The sequence below is a fragment of the Falsiroseomonas algicola genome (assembly GCF_011040385.1).
GTDB classification, from domain to species: Bacteria; Pseudomonadota; Alphaproteobacteria; order Acetobacterales; family Acetobacteraceae; genus Falsiroseomonas; species Falsiroseomonas algicola.
Map to the genome: position 1 here is coordinate 52,078 of NZ_JAAIKB010000020.1, position 18,975 is coordinate 71,052.

Here is an 18,975-nt window from a genome sequence, read left to right on the forward strand (position 1 = left end):
TCGACCAGGAGGGTTGGCGCGATGTGCGATGCCTGCGTGATGGAGGGCGTGTCCCGGCGGCTCGGCCGGCGGGGCGTGATGGCGGCGGTGGCGGCGGGGATGGCGACACTCGGCCTTTCCGCCAACCCGGCGGGGGCACAGGCGGTGCGGAGCGCGCCGGTGACGCGGGTGGTGGACCTGACCCACACGCTGCACCCGGCCTTCCCGACCTTCGGCGGCACGCCGGCGATCGAGATCGAGCAGGTGCTGACCTTCGCGAAGGACGGCTACAACATCAACAAGCTGACCTACGTCGAGCATGTCGGCACGCATTTCGACGCGCCGATCCATTTCAGCGCGGCGGGGGCGACGGTGGATGCGCTGCCGGTGGCTTCCCTGGTGTGTCCGCTGTTCATCCTGGACGTGACGGCCAAGGCCGCCGCCGACCCGGACTACCAGGCGACGCCGGAGGATCTTTTGGCGCTCGAGGCCTCGGCCGGTCGCCTGCCGGCGGGGGCGTGCCTCGCCCTGCGGTCGGGCTGGGACGCGCATGTGGCGGGGCCGATGTTCCGCAATGCGGGCGCCGGCGGGGCGATGCGCTTCCCGGGCTTCCGGCCGGACCTGGTGCCGCTGCTGCTGGACCGCGGCGTGGCGGGGGTGGCGGTGGACACGCTGTCACTGGACCATGGCGGGTCCTCGACGTTTGCCTTCCACACGGGATGGCTCGGCGCGGGGCGCTGGGGGGTGGAATGCGTGGCGGGGCTGCGGGAGCTTCCCGTGACGGGGGCGACGCTGGTGGCGGGGGCGCCGAAGATCGCGGGCGGGACCGGGGGGCCGGGGAGGGTGGTGGCGCTGGTCTGAGGGGCCGTGGCGCCGCCCCTTCGCGATGGCGCTTGCAAGGACAGGGTAGCTTGTCCGACATTAAGGCAGTTCTGTCGGACGGGAGGTTGTCATGGCGGTCGCGCGACGGAAGGCAGGCCGGGGCCAAGGCGTGGCGGGCGAGCGGGAGGCCTCCGACGTGGCCGGCAAGCCCGCCCGCCAGCAACTCGGCTACCTCGCGCCACGCCGGATCAGGCGGGCCTATGACAGCCTGGTGCAGGACCAGGTCGCGACGGGATCGCAGGATCTGCGCGTGTCCGCGCGCGTCGATCCCGGCATCCTGGAAGCGGCGGCGCGGAACCTCGGCGTGACGCAGCCCTCGGATATCGTGAATGCGGCGATCATCGCCGCGGCGGCGCAGGATCCCTTCAAGACCTGGTTCCTGACCGCGGCGGGCACGCTGCCGGAGGAGTTCGAGCTGGCGGTCTGACCATGGCGGCCGGGACGACCGGCGCGGAGAGCGCCGGCGATGCGCTGGTGCATGATCCCGATGCGACGACGCGCAGCCTTGCCCTGCGTGACCTGGCCGATCTGCCCTACGACCCCGCCGCCTTCGGCGCCGACCTGCCGGTGATGCTCGACACCAGCGCCTATATCGACCAGCTCAAGGGCAGGCTGCCTGGCCGCATCCTGCGCTTCGTCGCCGGCCGGTCGCTGCTGCATGCCGGCACGGCGCTGCAGGAGATCGCGATCTCCATCGGGATGATGGACCCTGGCCATCCTGATACGACCCGGCACCGGGCGCCGCTGCTGCGGCTGCTGGAGACGATCCGGCTCAGGGACTGCGTCGCCCCCTCCCCGGCCGCCTGGACGGAGGCGGGGATGCTGGCCGGCATCCTTGCCCGCACGCAGTTCGGCCTGGCGCGGGCGAAGGGGACGCTCTCGGCGGAGCAGGCCTGCTGCCAGCGGGGCGAGCGGCGGCGCCTGCTGAACGATGCGCTGATCTTCCTGACCGCGCAGGAGCAGGGCGCGGTGCTCGTCACCGCCAACCGGCGGGACATGGACCTGCTGCTGCGCTTCGGCCGGGGCGCGCGGGTGCTGCTCTACAACCCCGGCGCTGTCTGATACCGATGTGCAGAAATGCTGACGCATTTCCGCCCTCAAGCGCCGGCGCGGCCATCCGGCCGCTTGGCTTCGCCGCATAAGCGGCGGGCCGCAGTCGCGGCCTCGGCCGACGGTGTCGGCCGCAGGTCACGACATGTGCTCGGCGGTATGACCGTCCTTCGCGGCCGGGAGGCGTGGCGGCTGCCCCGGGCGGCTTCAGCCGGTATCGACCGCCTTCCCATACCGGTCCAGCACCGACGCCACCGCCGCCAGCCTGTCGCCCAGCGCCGCCGGGCTCCCCGGCCGTATGGCGGCCGAGGCGCGCTCGAACAGCGCCACGCAGGCCAGGGAGGGGTCGAAGCGCGAGGGGTACAGCACCCCTGCGACACGGTCCGAGGCGTGGAAGAACGCCTCCGCCCAGGCGCCGCGCAGCGCGTAATCCGCCGTCAGCAGGCGCGCGTCCAGGCCGAGGCGGGACAGCCCGGGCCCCGTCAGGTCCACCACCTCCACCGCTTCCGCCACGGTCAGCACCGTCACGGCGCGGGCTTCGATTTCGGCGAGGCTCACCAGCGGCTGGCGCGGATTGCGCAGTACCGTCTCGGCGAAGGCAGCGGCGAAGTCGGGCGCGGCGTAGAGCGTGCCGAAGAGGCCAGAGGGGCTGTCGAAGCGGCCGGCCCGCGGGCGGCCCGGACCGCCGGACCAGTGGAGCGGGCCGTGCTGGCGACGGTGGATGCGATGCAGCGGGACGCCGGCAGGCAGGCGCCGCAGCGGCAGGTCGCCAAGGCGATCCGGCGGCAGGGGCACCGGGTCGGCCGGGCCACGCCTCACGCGAAGGCGTCGGCCGTCCGGGCGGTGAGCAGGCGGCGGAGCGGGGGCAGGTTGCCCTGCCGCAGCAGGTCGAGCGGCGCCTGGCCGGCCAGCGCGTCATCGGGCGACAGCAGGAAGGCCAGGATCGACCAGCCGGAGGCGTCGGCCATGGCGGCCAACACCTCGGCCAGGCCGGGCAGCACCTCCTCGCCCCGGAACTGGCAGGCGGGATAATGCCAGTCGGAGCGGATGCGGAGCGCGAGCAGGCGGCCGGCGCCACGGCGCTTGTCCACCGCGGCACGGGAAATGCCGAGCAGCCGGCCAGCCGCCGCCGCGGAGAGCAGGCCGCCGGCCTGGTCGGCAAGGTCGGCCTTCGCCGCGGCGCCGCGGGCGATGGCGCCGGCAAGGGGATCGAGGCGGCGCGTGGCCTCGGCGGCGGCCTGGTCGGCGGTGGCACGGGCAAGGGTGCCGGTATCGGTGGCGGCGGCGAGGGCGGCGACGAGCATCTCGGCCGAGGATTCACGGACCATCCGATCCACCGCGCCCATGGCGCGGCGGCGGAAGGCCTCCCGCAACGGGTCGGTGGTGGACACGAGGAGGCTCCGGTTGCGCTGGTATAGAAGGGGATGCGCGACTACTGCGTCAACCGGATTGAAGCCTGGGTCGGCGGGAGGGAACCGGCTACGGGAGGATCAGGCGGGCCGAAGGGGGAGCGCTGCTCCCCCTTCAACCCCCTCGCCAGGGTCCGAGGGGACCCTGGACCGCCGGGTTTTTGTCAGCTTTCCATCGTCCGGATCGTCTCCGCGCCCTTCACGTCCCGCCGCCGGCCGAGCTGGGTGCGCAGCAGGCGGGCGAGCTTGCCGGCGGCGCCGCGCACCGCCTCCTCGGCCGTGGCGGCGCTGTGGTCGGCGCTCACGGGCCTGGCGTTGACGGGCCGTGCCTCCAGCGCGCAGCGGAGGTCGCGGGCGCCCTGGGAGCCGCGGCTGGCATCGGTGATGAAGGCCTCGACCCGGGTCAGATGCGGCGCCAGGTGGCGCAGCCGGGCGCGCACCAGGCGCTCGGTCCGGGCGGCCAGGCGCTCCGTCCCCTGCACGGAACTGTCGGTGTTCAGCAGGACGGGAAGATTGACGCCCTCGGCCTCCTCCTCCGCGGGCTCGGCCTCGTCGTCCCCGTCATCCTCTTCCGGGGCGTCCTGCGCGGCCTCGGCATCGGCGGCGCGGTCGCGGCGGGAGCGGTTCTCGCGGAAGGCGCGGTCGGTCTCGGACGGGCTGGCGCCATCGGTGGCGTGCGATTTGGAGGATCGCATCGGGTCCACATGGCTGTGCTTGGCATCGCGCTCGCCGCCGCCGCCGGAACGCTGGCTGACGCTGGGGTTGGTGCTCACGGCGTCCTCGGGATGGGCGGGGCCGGGTTCGGGCATCGGCTTGGTGGCATCCTCATGGCTCGCGCCCGGGCCGCCCCAGCGGATGGTGTTGGGATGCTTTTCCGGCATGAATTTCTCTCCATCTGAACGGGCCTACAACGGCCCGGCGCCCCAGGGGTTGCCCTTAGCGGGGTTGCCCTCAGCCGGCGTCGATGGCGGCGCGGAGGTGGCGCTTCAGCGCCTCGATCCTCTCCGGCGTCCAGCCCGGCGGCTCCGTCACGGCGACCCAGCCATCGACATAGTGCTCGGGCGCGTAGAGGTGGCCATGGCCCATCGGGGTGGAGCCGGAGAGCACCATGTCGAAGGCCAGCTGGAGGAAGGTGACGAGCGGATACCAGCGCAGCTCCGGGGAAACGTCCGGCCCACGGGGGCCGCGCATCCAGGCGGGGGCGCGGAAGGCGGCGTTGGGTTCGAAGAAGGTCACGGGGTCGCTGGCATATTGCAGGTAGACGATGCGGAGCGGCCCCCAGGGGGCCGTGGCCTCGTCCAGCCGGTTCTCCTGGCCGGTGAAGCGGACGACCGAGCCGTCCCGGAAGCGGGGAAGCCAGGCGGGGCTGTCCGGCTGGCGCTGGTCCGTCGCCTGGCGCCAGGTGCGGCTGTTGAAGGGCGGGCCGCTCCAGAGCGCGCCCTGGAAGGGGGCGCCGATGACGTCGAAGAGGTCGACGGAGAGGTCGGAATAGAGCGCGCCGAGGCTGAGCCCGTGCAGGTAGAGCCGCGGCCGCGACGCCTCCGGCAGGGTGAGCCAGTGGTCGTAGACGCGGCGGAAGAGGTGGCGCGCCGTCTCCGCCCCATAGGTCGGGTCCGCGAGCAGGGTCAGCCAGCTGGCGGTGTAGGAATACTGGACCGCGACGGTCGCGACATCGCCGTGGTGGAGGTATTCGAGCGGCATCTGGCTGGCGGGATAGATGCGGCCCGTGCCGGTGGGCGTGACGATGACGAGGATGGAGCGGTCGAAGGCGCCGATGCGCAGCATCTCCCGGAAGGCGAGGTCAACGCGCTCCTCCATCCCCTCGGCGGCGTTCAGGCCGACATAGATGCGGAGCGGCTCCTGCGCCGGCTGGCCGGTGAAGGCCTCGATGGCGGCACGGTCCGGGCCGGCGGCGATGGCGGCGCGGCCCATCCAGCCGAGGTCCTGCCAGCGGAGCAGGGAGGCGACGCTGCCGGCCTTGAGGGGGTCCGATGGCGGGGCGACGCCGTCATCGATCCGGGCGTCGCGCCGGCTGTAGCTGGCATCGAGGGCGTGGAGTCCGGCGCGCAGCAGGACGCCGTCGCCGATCGCCCAGAACAGGCCGGCGGCGGCGGCGATGCCGGCCAGGGTGGAGAGGCGGGGCGGCGCGACGCGGCCGGCCTGGCGCGCCGCATGCCGGGCAATGAGGCGGAACAGGCGGCCCAGCAGGATCAGGGCGGTGCCGGTGGCGGCCGCGACCAGGCCCAGGATGAGCGGCCGGTGGTCCTCGACCGGCGGCAGGCCCATCGGCAGGCGGACAGAATCCTGCCAGGCGGAGGCGCGCCAGAGGAAGGCGGACAGGATGCCGAGGCAGGCGAGGGCGGCCGCCAGCTTCAGGAGGCGACCGAGCGGCAGGCTTTCGATGTCCCGCAGGCCGAGGAAGCGCCAGAGGGCGCGGAGCGCGACGCCGATGCCATAGCCCAGCGCGAAGGAGGCGCCGGAGAGCAGGCCCTGGGGCAGCACGTCCCGCGGCACGAGGCTCGGCGTGAGGGAGGCCGCGAAGAACAGCGTGCCGAGCCAGACGCCCATGGCGCAGAGCGAGCGCAGGAACCGGTGGTCGAGCCAGGTGGCGAGGAAGCGGATGGCCATGGTCGCCCTGGCGCGGGTGGAGGCTGGGTCGCCGGGGCCGGGAGGCGCCGCCGGAGGGTTCGCGGGCGCTAACGGGGCGGGGCGGCCCGGGTTCGCGCGCCATCGCCACCCCCGGCCGCCGGTGTTACAGCCTGGGGTCAGGCACTCCACGAAGACCCCTCCGCATGACCGGCGTTGACGAGAAATTCGAGATCTTCCTGGCGGCCCCGCCGGGGCTGGAGGAGGTGCTGGCGGGGGAAGTCTCGCGGAAGGGGTTCCGGCAGCCGAAGGTGGTGCCGGGCGGCGTCGTCACCCAGGGCGGCTGGCCGGAGGTGTGGCGGGCCAATCTGTGGCTGCGGGGGGCGAGCAGGGTGCTGGCGCGCGTCGCGCAGTTCCGGGCGGTGCATGTGGCGCAGTTGCATGACCGGGCGCGGGAGGTGGCGTGGGGCGCACTGTTGCGGCGGGACGTGGCGTTCCGGGTGGAGGCGTCCTGCGCGCAGTCGAAGCTCTGGCATTCCGGGGCGGTGGCGCAGCGGGTCGCGATGGCGATCCGGGAGAGGGTGGGTGCGGAGGAGGCGGAGGACGCGCCCATCACCGTGCGGGCGCGGATGGAGAAGGATCTCTGCACGCTCAGCCTCGATACCTCCGGCGAGTTGCTGCACCGGCGCGGCTTCAAGCAGGCGGTGAACCCGGCGCCCCTGCGGGAGACGATGGCGGCGCTGTTCCTGATGCAGTGCGGGTATGAGGGGAATGAGCCGCTGCTCGACCCGATGTGCGGCGCCGGCACCTTCGTGATCGAGGCGGCGGAGATGGTCGCGCGGCTCAACCCCGGGCGCGCGCGGAGCTTCGCCTTCGAGAACTTGAAAAACTTCGATGCGGAGGCGTGGGGGCGGATGCGGGCGGTGACGCGTGCGCCGGCGGAGGGCGTGGTCTGCCGCGGCCTGGACCGGGATGCGGGGGCCGTCGCCATGAGCCTCGCCAATGCGGAGCGGGCGGGGGTGGCGGCGGGGACGGTCTTCGCGCAGGGCGTTGTCAGTGACCTGCAGCGGCCGGAGGGGCCGCCGGGGCTGGTGATCGTGAACCCCCCCTATGGCAGCCGGATCGGGGACCGGAAGGCATTGGCGCCGCTCTACCGGGCGCTCGGCCAAGTGCTGCGGAGCCGCTTCCAGGGGTGGCGCGTCGGCCTGGTGGCGGCGGAGCCGGCACTGGCGCGGGAGACGCGGCTGCCCTTCCTGCCGCCGGGGCCCCCGGTGCCGCATGGGGGGCTGCGGGTGACGCTGTTCCGGACCGGGCCGCTCCCCTAGCCGTGGGTGGCGTCCGGCTGTTCCTGCTGTTTGCCGCGCATTGCGTCGGCACCATCAACATCATGGGGGTGATGGCCTTCGCGCCGGCCATCCAGCGGGACCTCGGGCTGGATACCGCCACCTTCGGCCTGCTGGTCGCGGCCTATTACGGGGCGCAGCCGGTGGTGGCGCTGCCGGGCGGGTGGCTGGTGGACCGGATCGGGGTGCGGGCGGCGCTCGCCTTGTCCATGACCGGGGTCGCGATCAGCGCGGGGTTCTTCGCGGTCTCGGCCGGGGGCGGGGCGGCGGCGTCGCTGCTGATCCTGGCGGGGATTGCCTATTCGCTGGTGAATCCGGCGACGAGTGTCGGCGTCGTGACCTGGTTCCCGCCGGACTGGCGCAGCACGATGATGAGCGTGAAGCAGGCCGGCGTGCCGGCGGGCGGGCTGATCGCGGCCGTGATCGCGGCGCTGGCGGGGCCGGATGCTTGGCGCGTCTCGGCCAGTGCGGTCGCGGTGGCGGCGGTGGCGACGGCGGTGCTGGCGGTGGTGACGCCGGGGGGCGGCGGCGCGGCGGTGGCGCGGGGGCCGGTGGTGGCCGGGCTGCTCGGCGTGCTGCGCAACCGCGCGCTGATGCGGGTCTGCCTGACGACCTTCCTGCTGAACACGGCGCAGGGGGCCTTCTACGCCTATCTCGTGCTGTACCTGGTGGGGCCGGCGGGGCTGTCGGCGGCGGTGGCGGCGCTGATCTTCGGGGCGACGCATGTGGTCTCCGCCATCGCGCGCATCCTGTGGGGGCTGCTGGCGGACCGGGTCTGGGGCGGGGATGGGCCGCGGGTGCTGCGGATCATCGCCTTCGCGGCCTCGCTGGGCTTCGTGGGGCTGGCGCTGGGGGCCGGGATGGGCGCGCCGGCGGCGGGGGCGGCGGCGCTGGGCTTGGGGATGACGATCGCGGGCTTCGCGGGGGTGGCGCAGGGGGCGGCGGCGACGGCGGCGCCGCGGGCGCAGATCGGCGCGGCGATGGGCGTCTTCATGGTGCTGACGCCGCTGGGGTCGGTGCTGGGGCCGTCGGTCTTCGGCGGGCTGATCGGGCTGACCGGCGGCTACCTGGTGCCCTACCTGCTGCTGGCGGGGCTGACGGCCATGGTGGGGGCCGTGGTGCTGCGGCGGTGAGGGAGGAACCGGCGCCCGCCGCAGGCGGGCGAGCGCCCGGATGGGCGCCGCCGGCGCCTGAGGCCTGCAGAAGGCCCTAACCGCCGGCGGTGCGCTCGTAGTGGCGGTAGTATTTGTCGGTGATGAGGTCCGTCTTCACCACGATGCAGACATCGGTGGTGTTGAACTGGTGGTCGATGACCGCGCCATCGCCGACGAAGCCGCCGAGGCGGAGGTAGCCCTTCACCAGGGGCGGCAGCGCCGTCATGGCCTGGCGCATGTCGAGCTCGCCGGGCGGGATGCGGTCCATCGCCACGAAGCGGCCCGGCACGGCCCGGGGGCGGAGTGCCGGCGGCGCCAGGTGGTTGGCGTGGAGGTAGGAGAGCTGCGCCGCGAGCGCATCGACATCCGTGCCGGCCAGCGACGCGCAGCCGAACATCAGGTCGATCCGGTGGCGGAAGACGAAGGCGGCGATGCCGCGCCACAGCAGCTGCAGCGTGCCGCGGGTGCGGTAGGGCGCGGCGACGCAGGACCGGCCGAGTTCCATCACCTCGCCCGGGAAGGCCAGCAGCGGGGCGATGTCGTATTCGCTGGCGGAGTAGAAGCGGCCGAGCCGTTCGGCGGCGGGGCGGCGGATCAGGCGATAGGTGCCGATGACGGCTTCCGGCCCGTTGCCGAGGTCATGGTCCAGGACGAGGAGGTGGTCGGCGACCGCGTCGAATTCGTCGCCGTCGCGCCTGGCCTCCAGCGTCGCGGCATCGGCGCGGGCACCCATCTCCTCATAGAATACCTGGAAGCGCAGCGACTGGGCGGCGTCGATCTCGGCGGCGGTCTCGGCGATGCGGAGGCCGAGATTGCCGGCGCGCAGCTCCTCGAATCCCTCGGCGCGGGGGGCCGCGCGGGGGGGATCCGCCGGGAGGGGGGCATCCTCGGGCAGGGGGCCGTCAACGCTCATGGGGGGTCAGGCCTTGGGCTTGGGGCGGCCGCGGGGGGTGGGGGCGGGGGCGCCCTTGCGGCCGAAAAGCTCGAGCCGCTGGCCGACCAGGGCAAAACCCAGGCGTTCCGCGATGGCGCGGGCCACACGTTCGAACTCCGCATCCTCGAATTCGATGACGCGGCCGGTATCGACGTCGATCAGGTGGTGGTGGTGGCCGCGGTCGGTCGGGTCGTAGCGGGCGCGGCCGCCGCCGAAATCCCGGCGCTCGAGGATGCCCTTCTCCTCCAGCAGCCGGACGGTGCGGTAGACCGTGGCGACCGAGATGCGGTCATCGAGCGCGGCGGCGCGGCGGTAGAGTTCCTCGACATCCGGATGGTCCTCCGCCTCGCTCAGCACGCGGGCGATGAGGCGGCGCTGGCCGGTCATCTTCAGGCCGCGTTCCACGCAGAGCCGCTCGATCCGGGAGGGATCGGGGCGGTCGGTCTCGGCGTGGCGGTCGTGGCTGTGCATGCGGGCGGCGAGGGGTCCTGGGATCGGCCGGGATCAGCGCGTCTTCGGCATCAATAGCGAATGCCGCCGGGCGCCACCACCCGGGGGTCAGCCTTCCCGCGCCGCGGCGGCGGCCCTGCCACGGGCGGGGGGGCGCGGGCGGGGCTTGGTGCCGAGGCCGATGCGCTTGGCGAGCGAGGAGCGGTGCTTGGTGTAGTTGGGCGCGACCATCGGATAGTCCGCCGGCAGGCCCCAGCGTTCGCGATACTGGTCGGGCGTCAGGTTGAACGAGGTCTTGAGATGCCGCTTCAGCATCTTGAGCTTCTTCCCGTCCTCCAGGCAGATCAGGTATTCCGGGGTGATCGACTTCTTGACCGGAACGGCGGGCTGGGGGCGTTCCTGGGTCTCCGCCACGGGCTGACCGATGCCGGCGAGGGTGCGGTAGACATCCTGGATCAGGGCCGGCAGATCCCCGACGGCCACGGAGTTGTTCGAGACATGGGCCGAGACGATTTCGGCCGTCAGGCCAAGCAGATCAGCGTTTGCCGTGGTGTCGGCCATGCTTCGTTTCCCGCCCGCGTCGATCGGCCGGCGATGGCCGGACCCTTGCCTGGCTGAGCGGGCTCCATGCCCGATGCCGCGACGCGCCGCCTGCACCATATTGCCGTGAATCGCCGTTTCGCAATGACGTTTCCCCTTCAGGAAGGCAGTTCCGTGATGAATCAGCCCGCGATGCAAGAACAGAGTCACGATGTGGCCCTCGATATCACTGCGGAGACTTGCCCGATGACCTTCGTGCGCACGCGCCTTGCGCTGGACCGCATGGCGTCCGGCCAGGTGCTGCGCGTGACCATGAAGGGGGACGAGCCGCGCCGGAACGTGCCGCGCACGGCGGCCGAGCAGGGGCACCAGGTGCTGGGGATGCGGGAGGGGGAGGGCGGGGTCGCGGAGCTGTGGCTGCGGCGGAAATGACCGGCCGCGCGCAGGCGTGATCGCGGCTTCGGGCTTGTCAGCGCCCCGATGGTTGGCGGGCCAGCCCGCACTTCCTACCGTCCGGGCATGATCGCCAAGCCCGACCCCGCCGCGCGCCGCCATGCGTGCTGAGGCCGAGACGGGCCTGCCCCGGATGGGCGGGACGATGGCGGCGCGGCTGCGCGACTTCGACTGGGCGGCGACGCCGCTGGGGGATGCGAGGGCCTGGCCGCCGGCGCAGCGGGCCAGCGTCGCCACCGTGCTCGCCATGCCCGTCCCGAGCGTGCTGCTCTGGGGCCCGGGGCTGACCATCGCCGCGCATAACGATGCCTACCTGGCCCTGCTGGGGGAGAAGCCGAACCCGCTGGGGCGATCCTTCCTCGAGGTCTGGGCGGAGGCGCGGGAGCGGATCGAGCCGCAGATCGCCCGCGCCCTGGCGGGGGAGACGGCGTGGAACCGCGGGCAGCGCTTCCTGCTCTCCCGCGGCGGGGCGGCGGCGGAGGCCTGGTTCGACTACGGCTTCAGCCCGGTCTTCGACGAGGACGGGCAGGCGGCCGGCGTGCTGCACACCGCCATCGAGATCACGCCGCAGATGGAGGCCGAGGCGGCGCTGCGGGAGCGGACCCGCCAGGACCTGCACCGCGCGGAGACGGAGCGGGAGCGGCAGCGGCGGCTCTATGAGGCGATCCTCGGCAATACGCCGGACCTTGCCTATGTCTGGGCGCTCGACCACCGCTTCATCTACGCCAATGAAGGCCTGCTGCGGATGTGGGGGCGGAGCTGGGACGAGGCGATCGGGAAGAACTGCCTCGAGCTCGGCTATCCCGACTGGCACGCCGCCATGCATGACCGCGAGATCGAGCAGGTGGTGGCGACGGGCCGGCCGGTGCGGGGCGAGGTGCCCTTCGCCGGCACCTTCGGCCGGCGCATCTACGACTACATCCTGGTGCCGGTCTTCGACGCCGAGGGGCGCGTGGAGGCGGTGGCCGGCACGACGCGGGACGTGACGGAGGCCCGGCAGGTGGAGGCCGCGCTGCGGGAGAGCGAGGCGCGCTTCCGGCTGATGGCGGATGCGGTGCCGCAGATCGTCTGGATCACGGATGCGACGGGCCGGATGGAGTTCTTCAACCGGCAGTTCACGGACTACACCGGCGCGCCGCACCGTTCCATGGCGCCGGCGGAGGTGGCGGCGGGCTTCATCCACCCGGAGGACGGCATGGCCGTGGTCGGCGCCTTCCAGGCGGCGCTGGAGAAGGGCACGCCCTTCGAGATCGAGCACCGGATCCGGTCCTCCGCCGGCGAATGGCGCTGGTTCCTGGCGCGGGCGGAGCCCTATCGCGACCCCGCGACGGGGCAGATCATCCGCTGGTTCGGCGCTTCCGTCGACATTCATGACCGCAAGCTGGCCGAGGCGGCGCTGCGGGAGAGCGAGGCGCGCTGGCGCGGGCTGTTCGAGCGGATGCAGGAGGGCGTGCAGCTCAATGAGCTGATCCGCGACGAGACGGGCCGGGCGGTCGACATGATCTTCCTCCAGGTCAATGCGGCGTGGGAGCGGCAGACGGGCCTGTCGCGCCAGGCGGTGGTGGGACGGCGGGCGAGCGCGGTGATCCCGCCGGAGGAGGCGGCCTTCTGGGCCGGCACCATGGCGGGCGTGATCGAGAGCGGCGAGGCCCGGCATGTCGAGCGCTTCGTGGAGGCGCTGGGGCGCTGGTACGAGGTGGTGGTCTATCCCGTGGAGGCCGGGCGGGCGGCGGCGCTGGTGACGGATGTGACGGCGCGGAAGGCGGAGGCCGAGCGCCAGGCGCTGCTGATGCGGGAGGTGGACCACCGCGCCAAGAACGCGCTGGCGGTGGTGGAGGCGGCGCTGCGGCTGACCCAGGCGCCGGATGTGGCGAGCTTCCAGCAGACGGCGCTGGGGCGCGTCTCGGCCCTGGCGCGCGCGCAGACGCTGCTGTCCCAGGACCGCTGGCATGGCGCGGATCTCCGCGCGCTGGTGGAGGGGGAGCTGGCCGCCTTCGTCGGCAATGCCGGGCCGCGCGCGGTGGTGGAGGGCGCGCGGGTGGTGCTGCCGCCGGGCGCGGCGCAGCCCATCGCGATGGCGCTGCATGAGCTGGCGACGAATGCGGTGAAATACGGCGCGCTGTCCCGGCCGGAAGGGCGCGTTGCCATCGGCTGGCGGGTGAAGGACGGGTCCAGGGGCGTGCTGTGCCTGGACTGGGTGGAGACCGGCGGGCCCTGCGTGGATGGGGCGCCGACGCGGCGGGGCTTCGGGAGCCGGGTGCTGGACGCGACGGTGCGGGGGCAGCTGTCGGGCGGCGTGACGGTGGAGTGGCGGGAGACGGGGCTGGTGTGCGGGATGGAGGTGCCGCTGCGGGGGGCGGGGGCCGGGGGGGATGAGGGGGAGGTGGGGTTTTGAGGGGGTGATGCCGCGGCGGGCGGCAGTGACTTCCCGTCACCCATAGCCCGTCGCCTGCAGCGTCCGGCAGCGGGCCGCGATGAGGTCCAGCAATCTGTCGAGAACGGAATGCGCCAGCCCGGACGCCTTGCACTGTAGGACCACGGCAGATGCGGCATCCGGAAGCACCGCCAGCAGCCGCCGGATCGTCGCCAGCACCTCCCCCGGGTCCACACGGCATGCCATGGCCAGCCTCTCCCAGTGCCGCGGCTGCAAGGCCAGGTCGTAGTGGCCGCCGACCTTGAGCGACATGGTCATCTGCCGCAGGTCGCCATAGGGCAGCGCGCTGTTCAGGTCATAGAGCGGCGCCAGCCGGTACCGCCCGTCCCGGTCATGCAGGATGGAGAAATTCTTCGCATGGGCGTCGGTGCCGGCGATCAGCCAGTTGAAGACGACGGCATCGAGGAAGCGGCGCACATCGGCTTCCACGCTGTCACGATCGGCGGCGGAAGCGCGCAGCACGTCGCGGATGATGGTGGCGATGCCCGGGCCGCCTTCGCGCTCATATTTCCGGCCGGGATGGATGCCGAGCGCCTGGCACATGTCCTCCTGGTGCGACCGGAGCAGCCGGCCGTCGCTGCCGGGATGCCTGTCGTAGCGCTCGACGACGATCGCCTTCTCCGCGCCGAAGACCCGGACTTCGCTGCTGGCGGCGGTGAGGCCGAGGTTGCGGGCGAGGGTCAGGCAGAAGTGCTCATTCTCGACCTGGCCATCGAGGTCGGGGATCGGCGGCTTGAGGATATGCGTCGTCGGCGTGCGGCCGGACGGGATGCCCCAGCGCTCCGCTTGGCCCGTGCCGGCGCGGTAGAGGGCAGTCTTGGGCTGGGCGCCCGGGAGGCTGAAATGGCCGAGCCGCGAGGGGCCTGACAGGGGCGGCAACCCGCGCCGCGCGCGGGCCAGGGCCTCGGCCACGCCGGCCTCGTCCAGCCACGCCACCGGACCGTCCTCCGTCGCGGCCTCCAGCCGGTCGGGCAGGACGAATTGGACCGCGCCAGGGCATTCCTCCCCGAAGCATGTCAGCAGGGCGAAGGGGTTGTTCGGCGAGACGCGATAGGGTGCGTCGCGCGCCAGGGCCTGCAGGATGCGCGGATTGTCCGGCAGCAGGCCGGCCATGTAGGCCTCGACGGCTGGCCCCCCATGCTCCTGCTGCGTCAGGGGCAGCGAGAGGGAAAGCGGGACGCCCGGCCCGGCGTCCCGCCAAGAATCATGGTAGCGGAAGACGAAGCGGCGGGAGCCGAGCTCCTCAACGGCGCCGATCTCGGTCCCGTAGAGCAGGACGAGCATCCGCTTCGGCGCCTTCACGGGCGCGATCCCGCCTTGGGGTCCAGCCGCGCGAGGATGGCGTCAGCGGGCGTGATCTCCAGCGCGGCATAGGGGTTGGCCTGGCTGGCGGAAGCCGCCCGGGGCGGGCCGAGATGGAGGGCGATGCCGAGGAGGTCGAGCACCGCCAGCACGAGGCCGATTTCCAGGCTGTGCTTGCCGGCCTCGAGGTCGATGACCCAGCTGCGGGAGACCCCGGCGCGCTCGGCGAGCCGGGCCTGCGTCAGGCCCTGGCGCTTGCGCGTGTCGCGGATGAAGGCGCCCAGCTCGCGCGGCGTCCTGACCTGCATGGGGCTGCCCTGGCGGAGAGGGCGTGAGGGTAGCATGTCGTCGGACGGCGACAATGCAAAAAGTCGCCGAACGGCGGCACTCAGGGGGTGGGCGTCAATGCCCTTCGCAGGACCAGCGCATCCGCCCCATCGGGATAGTACCGCTTCCGCCGGCCGACCGTCGAAAATCCCGACGCAGCGTATAGTCCCCGTGCCGCCGCGTTGCGCTCGCTGACCTCGAGGAACATCGCCCCCGCCCCGCGCACCACCGCGCCGGTCATGGCCTCCGCCAGCAGGGCGCTGCCCACCCCCTTCCGGCGGGACTCGGGCGCCACGGCGAGGGTCAGGATCTCCGCCTCATCGGCGGCGACGCGGCACAGAAGAAAGCCTTCGCCGGGACGCAGCACGCCGAAGGCGCCGGGCATCTCTAGCATCAGGCGGATGGCGTCCTCGCCCCAGCGCTCGGCGGGCTCGAAGGCCAGGGCGTGCAGGCGGGCGGCCTCGGCGATGTCGAAGCCGCTCATCAAGCGGCGGGCAGGCGGACGGCGGGGGGCTCGACATAGAGGGGCGTCGCGTCCCGCCAGGGGATGTCGCCAGTCAGGCGCCGCAGCGCGACCAGGCCGGCGGCGGCGGCGGAGGGGAGGCGGCTGTCGGTCAGCATGGCGTCGAAGCCGCGGGCCAGCAGGCGGGCGGCGGCGAGCGGGGCGGCGTCGCCGACCAGGGCGACGGGGCCCGGCGGCGCGGGGATGTCGCGCTCCGCCATCGGCTCGGGCGGCGTGCCGGCGTCGAGGCGTTCCAGCAGGAAGCGGCCGCGCTTCGTGTCGATGGCGGCCCAGACCGCGCGGGCCTCGCGCAACGCTTCGGGCAGGGCGGCGGCCAGGGCCTCCCCGGTCGTGACGCCGACCAGGCGGGCGGCGGTGGCGAGCGCGATGCCCTCGGCCAGGGCGATGGCCGTGCGCAGCCCGGTGAAGCCGCCGGGGCCGACCACCACGGCGACGGCATCGGGGCGGGCGCCGGCCAGGACCTGCTCGGCCAAGGGCGGCAGGGCGGTGGGCTGGCCGCGGGCGCCGGCCTGCGCGGCCTGCGCGACCAGCGCGCCGTCCTGGAACAGGGCGGCGGAGCAGCGGGCCAGCGAACCATCGAGGACGAGGAGGCGCATGGCGCGTGCTCTAATCGCCCCCGGGAGTCGCGTCCATCGCAGGCTTGCGGCGCCATCGCCCTCTTGCTTTGGTGGCGGCGCAGAAGGACCCCGCCCCATGAACGAGATCAGCGTGCCGCGTCCGAACAACCTCGACGCGTTCTGGATGCCGTATACCGACAACAAGTCCTTCAAGGACAAGCCGCGCATGTTGGCGCGGGCGGAGGGCATGTCCTACTTCACGCCGGAGGGGCGGGAGATCCTGGACGGCACGGCGGGCCTCTGGTGCTGCAACGCCGGCCATGGGCGGCGGGAGATCGTGGAAGCGATCCAGAAGCAGGCCGCGGTGATGGATTTCGCGCCGACCTTCCAGATGGGCCACCCCATCGCCTTCGAGGCGGCGGCCCGCGTGGCGGAGATGACGCCGGAGGGGATGGACCGCGTCTTCTTCGTGAACTCGGGCAGCGAGGCCGCGGATACCGCGCTGAAGATCGCCCTCGCCTGGCATAAGGCCCGCGGCGACAGCCAGCGCGTCCGGCTGGTGGGGCGGGAGCGCGGCTATCATGGCGTCGGCTTCGGCGGCATGTCCGTCGGCGGCATCGGCGGCAACCGCAAGCAGTTCGGCGCGCAGCTGCCTTACGTGGACCACCTGCCGCACACCCATGGCGTGCCGGGCAATCTGTTCTCCAAGGGGCAGCCGGAGCATGGCGCGCACCTGGCGGAGACGTTGGAGAACCTGGTCGCGCTGCATGGCGACACCATCGCGGCGGTGATCGTGGAGCCGCTGGCGGGATCGACCGGCGTGCTGGTGCCGCCCAAGGGCTACCTCCAGAAGCTGCGGGAGATCTGCACCAAGCACGGCATCCTGCTGATCTTCGACGAGGTCATCACCGGCTTCGGCCGCATCGGGGCGAATTTCGGGGCGGAGCGCCTCGGCGTGACGCCCGACATCATGACCATGGCGAAGGGCCTGACCAATGCCGCGGTCCCGATGGGCGCGGTGGCGACCAGCAACGAGGTCTACGACACCATCGTGAAGGGCGTGCCCTCCGGCATCGAGCTGTTCCACGGCTACACCTATTCCGGCCACCCGCTGGCCGCGGCCGCCGCGATCGCGACGCTGGAGCTGCACCGGGCGGAGGACCTGCCCGGCCGGTCCCGCGCCATGGAGGGGTATTTCGAGGACGCCGCCCATTCGATGCGCGACGTGCCCGGCGTGATCGATGTGCGGAACATGGGCCTGGTGGCGGGGATCGAGCTGGCGCCGCGCGCGGGCAAGCCGACGGCCCGCGCCATGGACGTGTTCAAGACCTGCTTCGACATGGGGGTGCTGACGCGCGTCACGGGTGACATCGTGGCACTCTCGCCGCCGCTGATCGTGGAGCGCCCGCATATCGACCGGCTGTTCGGCACGCTGGCCGATGCGATCCGGGCAGTGCCAGCCTGATCAGGGCTCGCCGCCTCGGGCCGCTGCTGCTCGCCATCCTGGCGCTGGCCGGGGTGCTGTGGGCTTGCGTGCTGTCCCTCATGACGGCGGAGCTGGCGCAGGCGCCGCTGCTGACGCTCGTCATCGTCATGGGGGGAATGGCGCTGGTCGCCGCCGTGCTGTGGCGGGGGGAGGTCGCGCGGGGGGAGGCGGAGGCCGAGGCGCGGGCCGCTGCCGCCAAGGCGGAGACCGAACAGCACGCCGCCAAGCTGCATGCGGACATGCTGGCGACCGCGGCGCATGAGATCCGCACGCCGCTGAGCGGGGTGCTCGGGCTGCTGGACCTGGTGCTGGGGGGCACGGGCCTGTCGCGGGCCGCGCGGGCGGATGCGCTGGCGGCACGGCAGGCGGCGGCGGACCTGATGCTGCTGCTGCGCGATCTGATCGAGGTGCCGGGCGAGGTGAAGGCGCCGCTGGCGGCCGAGCCCTTCCGCATCGACGAGACGATGGACCAGGTGGTGGCACTGCTGCGCGCGCGGGCGGCGGCGCATGGCAACAGGCTCGCCGTCGCGATCGCCACGGGGACGCATGCGGCCTGGCGGGGCGATCCCGCGCGCATCCGGCAGATCCTGACTAACCTGGCCGCCAATGCCATCCGCTTCACCGAGGGCGGCGAGGTCCGGATCGAGGCGCGGGAGACGGCGGCGGGGCATCTGCAACTCTCGGTCAGCGATACCGGGGCGGGCATAGCCACGGACCGGATGGCGACGCTGTTCGACCGCTTCCAGCGGAGCGAGGAGGGGACGGGGCTCGGGCTTTCCATCTGCCGCGACCTGGCGGCGCGGATGGGGGGCGGGATCGCGGTGACCAGCGCGCCGGGGCGGGGCAGCCTGTTCACCGTGACGCTGCCGCTGCCGCGCGTGGCGGATGAGGAGGCGCTGCCGCCGGAAGCGCCGGCGCCGGCGCCCGCCAGCCCGCCGCGACGGCCCGGGCCGCCCGTGCTGGTGGTGGATGACGTGCCGGTGAACCGCCGGCTGCTCGGCCATGTGCTGGACCGCGCGGGCTGGGGGCATGAGGAGGCGGGCGATGCGGCGACCGCGATCGCGCTGGTGCAGACCAGGCCCTATGCCGCGGTGCTGATGGATCTGCAGATGCCCGAGGTGGACGGGCTGGAGGCGACGCGGCAGCTGCGGGCGCTGCCGGGGCCGGCGGGCCGGCTGCCCGTGATCGCGGTGACGGCGCAGGGCGGCGCCGATGTGCGGGCGGAGGCGGAGGCCGCGGGGATGGATGCCTTCCTGGTCAAGCCGGTCTCGGCGGCGGATCTGGCGGCCGTGATCACCAAGGCGCTGGCCAACCGGGCGCGGCAGGCGGGCGGGACGCCGCTGTAGCATTCCCCACAAAACCGCTTCGCGGCTTTGCGGGGACCCCGCCCTGGCGCCGGTTCCCGGCGGTTGCGCGGCGCCGCCCATGGTGGGGGCCCGGTTGCGAGGGTTACCCTGATACCGATGTGCGGACATGCTGACGCATTTCCGCCCTTGTAAGTCTCGTTCATCGGCGTCGGCCTGTCATAAGCTGGCTGGCGCGGTGGCGGAGGGGATGCCGATCTGC

20 protein-coding genes are annotated in these 18,975 nt (G+C 73.1%); 9 read left to right on the forward strand and 11 right to left on the reverse strand.

What is annotated here, in order from left to right; genetic code table 11:
* The first annotated feature begins 21 nt into the window (after positions 1-21).
* The 3 genes from G3576_RS27955 to G3576_RS27965 all read left to right on the forward strand — a co-directional run bounded on the left by G3576_RS27955 (position 22) and on the right by G3576_RS27965 (position 1,923).
* Complete coding sequence (locus tag G3576_RS27955; protein ID WP_164697780.1) at positions 22-840, forward strand: cyclase family protein; 819 nt, start codon at positions 22-24, stop codon at positions 838-840.
* Positions 841-931: 91 nt separating this feature from the next.
* A complete protein-coding gene (locus tag G3576_RS27960) occupies positions 932-1,288 on the forward strand; it encodes a hypothetical protein (RefSeq protein ID WP_164697781.1) in 357 nt (118 codons plus the stop codon).
* A 2-nt stretch (positions 1,289-1,290) separates the two neighbouring features.
* Positions 1,291-1,923, forward strand: coding sequence for a type II toxin-antitoxin system VapC family toxin (locus G3576_RS27965; protein ID WP_235952494.1), 633 nt, complete (start codon positions 1,291-1,293; stop codon positions 1,921-1,923).
* Positions 1,924-2,118: 195 nt separating this feature from the next.
* Here the strand turns inward: G3576_RS27965 and G3576_RS32035 are convergent, their stop codons facing one another.
* The 4 genes from G3576_RS32035 to G3576_RS27985 all read right to left on the reverse strand — a co-directional run bounded on the left by G3576_RS32035 (position 2,119) and on the right by G3576_RS27985 (position 5,948).
* Positions 2,119-2,730 (reverse strand): RES family NAD+ phosphorylase, encoded by a 612-nt coding sequence (locus G3576_RS32035; RefSeq protein ID WP_164697782.1) that lies wholly within the window; start codon positions 2,728-2,730, stop codon positions 2,119-2,121.
* Positions 2,727-3,302, reverse strand: a complete 576-nt coding sequence (locus tag G3576_RS27975; RefSeq protein WP_164697783.1) for a DNA-binding protein — start codon at positions 3,300-3,302, stop codon at positions 2,727-2,729. Before G3576_RS27975 ends, G3576_RS32035 begins: the two co-directional genes overlap by 4 nt.
* A 182-nt stretch (positions 3,303-3,484) precedes the next feature.
* Positions 3,485-4,201 (reverse strand): hypothetical protein, encoded by a 717-nt coding sequence (locus G3576_RS31355; protein ID WP_164697784.1) that lies wholly within the window; start codon positions 4,199-4,201, stop codon positions 3,485-3,487.
* Positions 4,202-4,271: 70 nt separating this feature from the next.
* The gene (locus G3576_RS27985; protein ID WP_207623078.1) at positions 4,272-5,948 is read right to left on the reverse strand and encodes an alpha/beta hydrolase; all 1,677 of its coding nucleotides are present in this window, start codon (positions 5,946-5,948) and stop codon (positions 4,272-4,274) included.
* A 164-nt stretch (positions 5,949-6,112) separates the two neighbouring features.
* Here G3576_RS27985 and G3576_RS27990 point away from each other — a divergent pair, with 164 nt between their 5' ends.
* Both G3576_RS27990 and G3576_RS27995 read left to right on the forward strand, forming a co-directional pair.
* Complete coding sequence (locus tag G3576_RS27990; RefSeq protein ID WP_164697785.1) at positions 6,113-7,231, forward strand: THUMP domain-containing class I SAM-dependent RNA methyltransferase; 1,119 nt, start codon at positions 6,113-6,115, stop codon at positions 7,229-7,231.
* A gap of 2 nt (positions 7,232-7,233) precedes the next feature.
* A complete protein-coding gene (locus tag G3576_RS27995; RefSeq protein ID WP_164697786.1) occupies positions 7,234-8,382 on the forward strand; it encodes an MFS transporter in 1,149 nt (382 codons plus the stop codon).
* Between the two features lie 76 nt (positions 8,383-8,458).
* Here the strand turns inward: G3576_RS27995 and G3576_RS28000 are convergent, their stop codons facing one another.
* From G3576_RS28000 to G3576_RS28010, 3 genes are all read right to left on the reverse strand, one after another.
* On the reverse strand, positions 8,459-9,316 hold the full coding sequence (locus tag G3576_RS28000; protein ID WP_164697787.1) for a GNAT family N-acetyltransferase: 858 nt from the start codon (positions 9,314-9,316) through the stop codon (positions 8,459-8,461).
* A gap of 6 nt (positions 9,317-9,322) precedes the next feature.
* Positions 9,323-9,808 (reverse strand): Fur family transcriptional regulator, encoded by a 486-nt coding sequence (locus G3576_RS28005; RefSeq protein WP_164697788.1) that lies wholly within the window; start codon positions 9,806-9,808, stop codon positions 9,323-9,325.
* 87 nt (positions 9,809-9,895) lie between these two features.
* A complete protein-coding gene (locus tag G3576_RS28010; RefSeq protein WP_164697789.1) occupies positions 9,896-10,348 on the reverse strand; it encodes a MucR family transcriptional regulator in 453 nt (150 codons plus the stop codon).
* Positions 10,349-10,519: 171 nt separating this feature from the next.
* Here G3576_RS28010 and G3576_RS28015 point away from each other — a divergent pair, with 171 nt between their 5' ends.
* Complete coding sequence (locus G3576_RS28015) at positions 10,520-10,759, forward strand: sulfurtransferase TusA family protein (protein WP_164697802.1); 240 nt, start codon at positions 10,520-10,522, stop codon at positions 10,757-10,759.
* Between the two features lie 121 nt (positions 10,760-10,880).
* Positions 10,881-13,175 (forward strand): PAS domain S-box protein, encoded by a 2,295-nt coding sequence (locus G3576_RS28020; protein WP_164697790.1) that lies wholly within the window; start codon positions 10,881-10,883, stop codon positions 13,173-13,175.
* Between the two features lie 36 nt (positions 13,176-13,211).
* On the opposite strand, the gene G3576_RS28025 is transcribed toward G3576_RS28020, so the two are convergent.
* The 4 genes from G3576_RS28025 to tsaB all read right to left on the reverse strand — a co-directional run bounded on the left by G3576_RS28025 (position 13,212) and on the right by tsaB (position 15,962).
* Positions 13,212-14,516 carry a type II toxin-antitoxin system HipA family toxin gene (locus G3576_RS28025; RefSeq protein ID WP_207623079.1) on the reverse strand — a complete coding sequence of 435 codons (1,305 nt, stop codon included), beginning with the start codon at positions 14,514-14,516 and terminating at the stop codon, positions 13,212-13,214.
* On the reverse strand, positions 14,513-14,824 hold the full coding sequence (locus tag G3576_RS28030) for a helix-turn-helix transcriptional regulator (protein WP_164697791.1): 312 nt from the start codon (positions 14,822-14,824) through the stop codon (positions 14,513-14,515). The genes G3576_RS28025 and G3576_RS28030 overlap by 4 nt, the downstream gene beginning before the upstream one ends.
* Before the next feature lie 80 nt (positions 14,825-14,904).
* Positions 14,905-15,327 carry a GNAT family N-acetyltransferase gene (locus tag G3576_RS28035; RefSeq protein WP_164697792.1) on the reverse strand — a complete coding sequence of 141 codons (423 nt, stop codon included), beginning with the start codon at positions 15,325-15,327 and terminating at the stop codon, positions 14,905-14,907.
* Positions 15,327-15,962 carry a tRNA (adenosine(37)-N6)-threonylcarbamoyltransferase complex dimerization subunit type 1 TsaB gene (tsaB, locus tag G3576_RS28040; RefSeq protein ID WP_164697793.1) on the reverse strand — a complete coding sequence of 212 codons (636 nt, stop codon included), beginning with the start codon at positions 15,960-15,962 and terminating at the stop codon, positions 15,327-15,329. The genes G3576_RS28035 and tsaB overlap by 1 nt, the downstream gene beginning before the upstream one ends.
* A 97-nt stretch (positions 15,963-16,059) precedes the next feature.
* Between tsaB and G3576_RS28045 the strand changes: the two genes are divergently transcribed.
* Both G3576_RS28045 and G3576_RS28050 read left to right on the forward strand, forming a co-directional pair.
* Positions 16,060-17,388, forward strand: coding sequence for an aspartate aminotransferase family protein (locus G3576_RS28045; protein WP_164697794.1), 1,329 nt, complete (start codon positions 16,060-16,062; stop codon positions 17,386-17,388).
* A 68-nt stretch (positions 17,389-17,456) separates the two neighbouring features.
* Positions 17,457-18,755: an ATP-binding protein gene (locus G3576_RS28050; RefSeq protein WP_164697795.1), complete on the forward strand. Its 1,299-nt coding sequence runs from the start codon at positions 17,457-17,459 to the stop codon at positions 18,753-18,755.
* Positions 18,756-18,975: the final 220 nt, after the last annotated feature.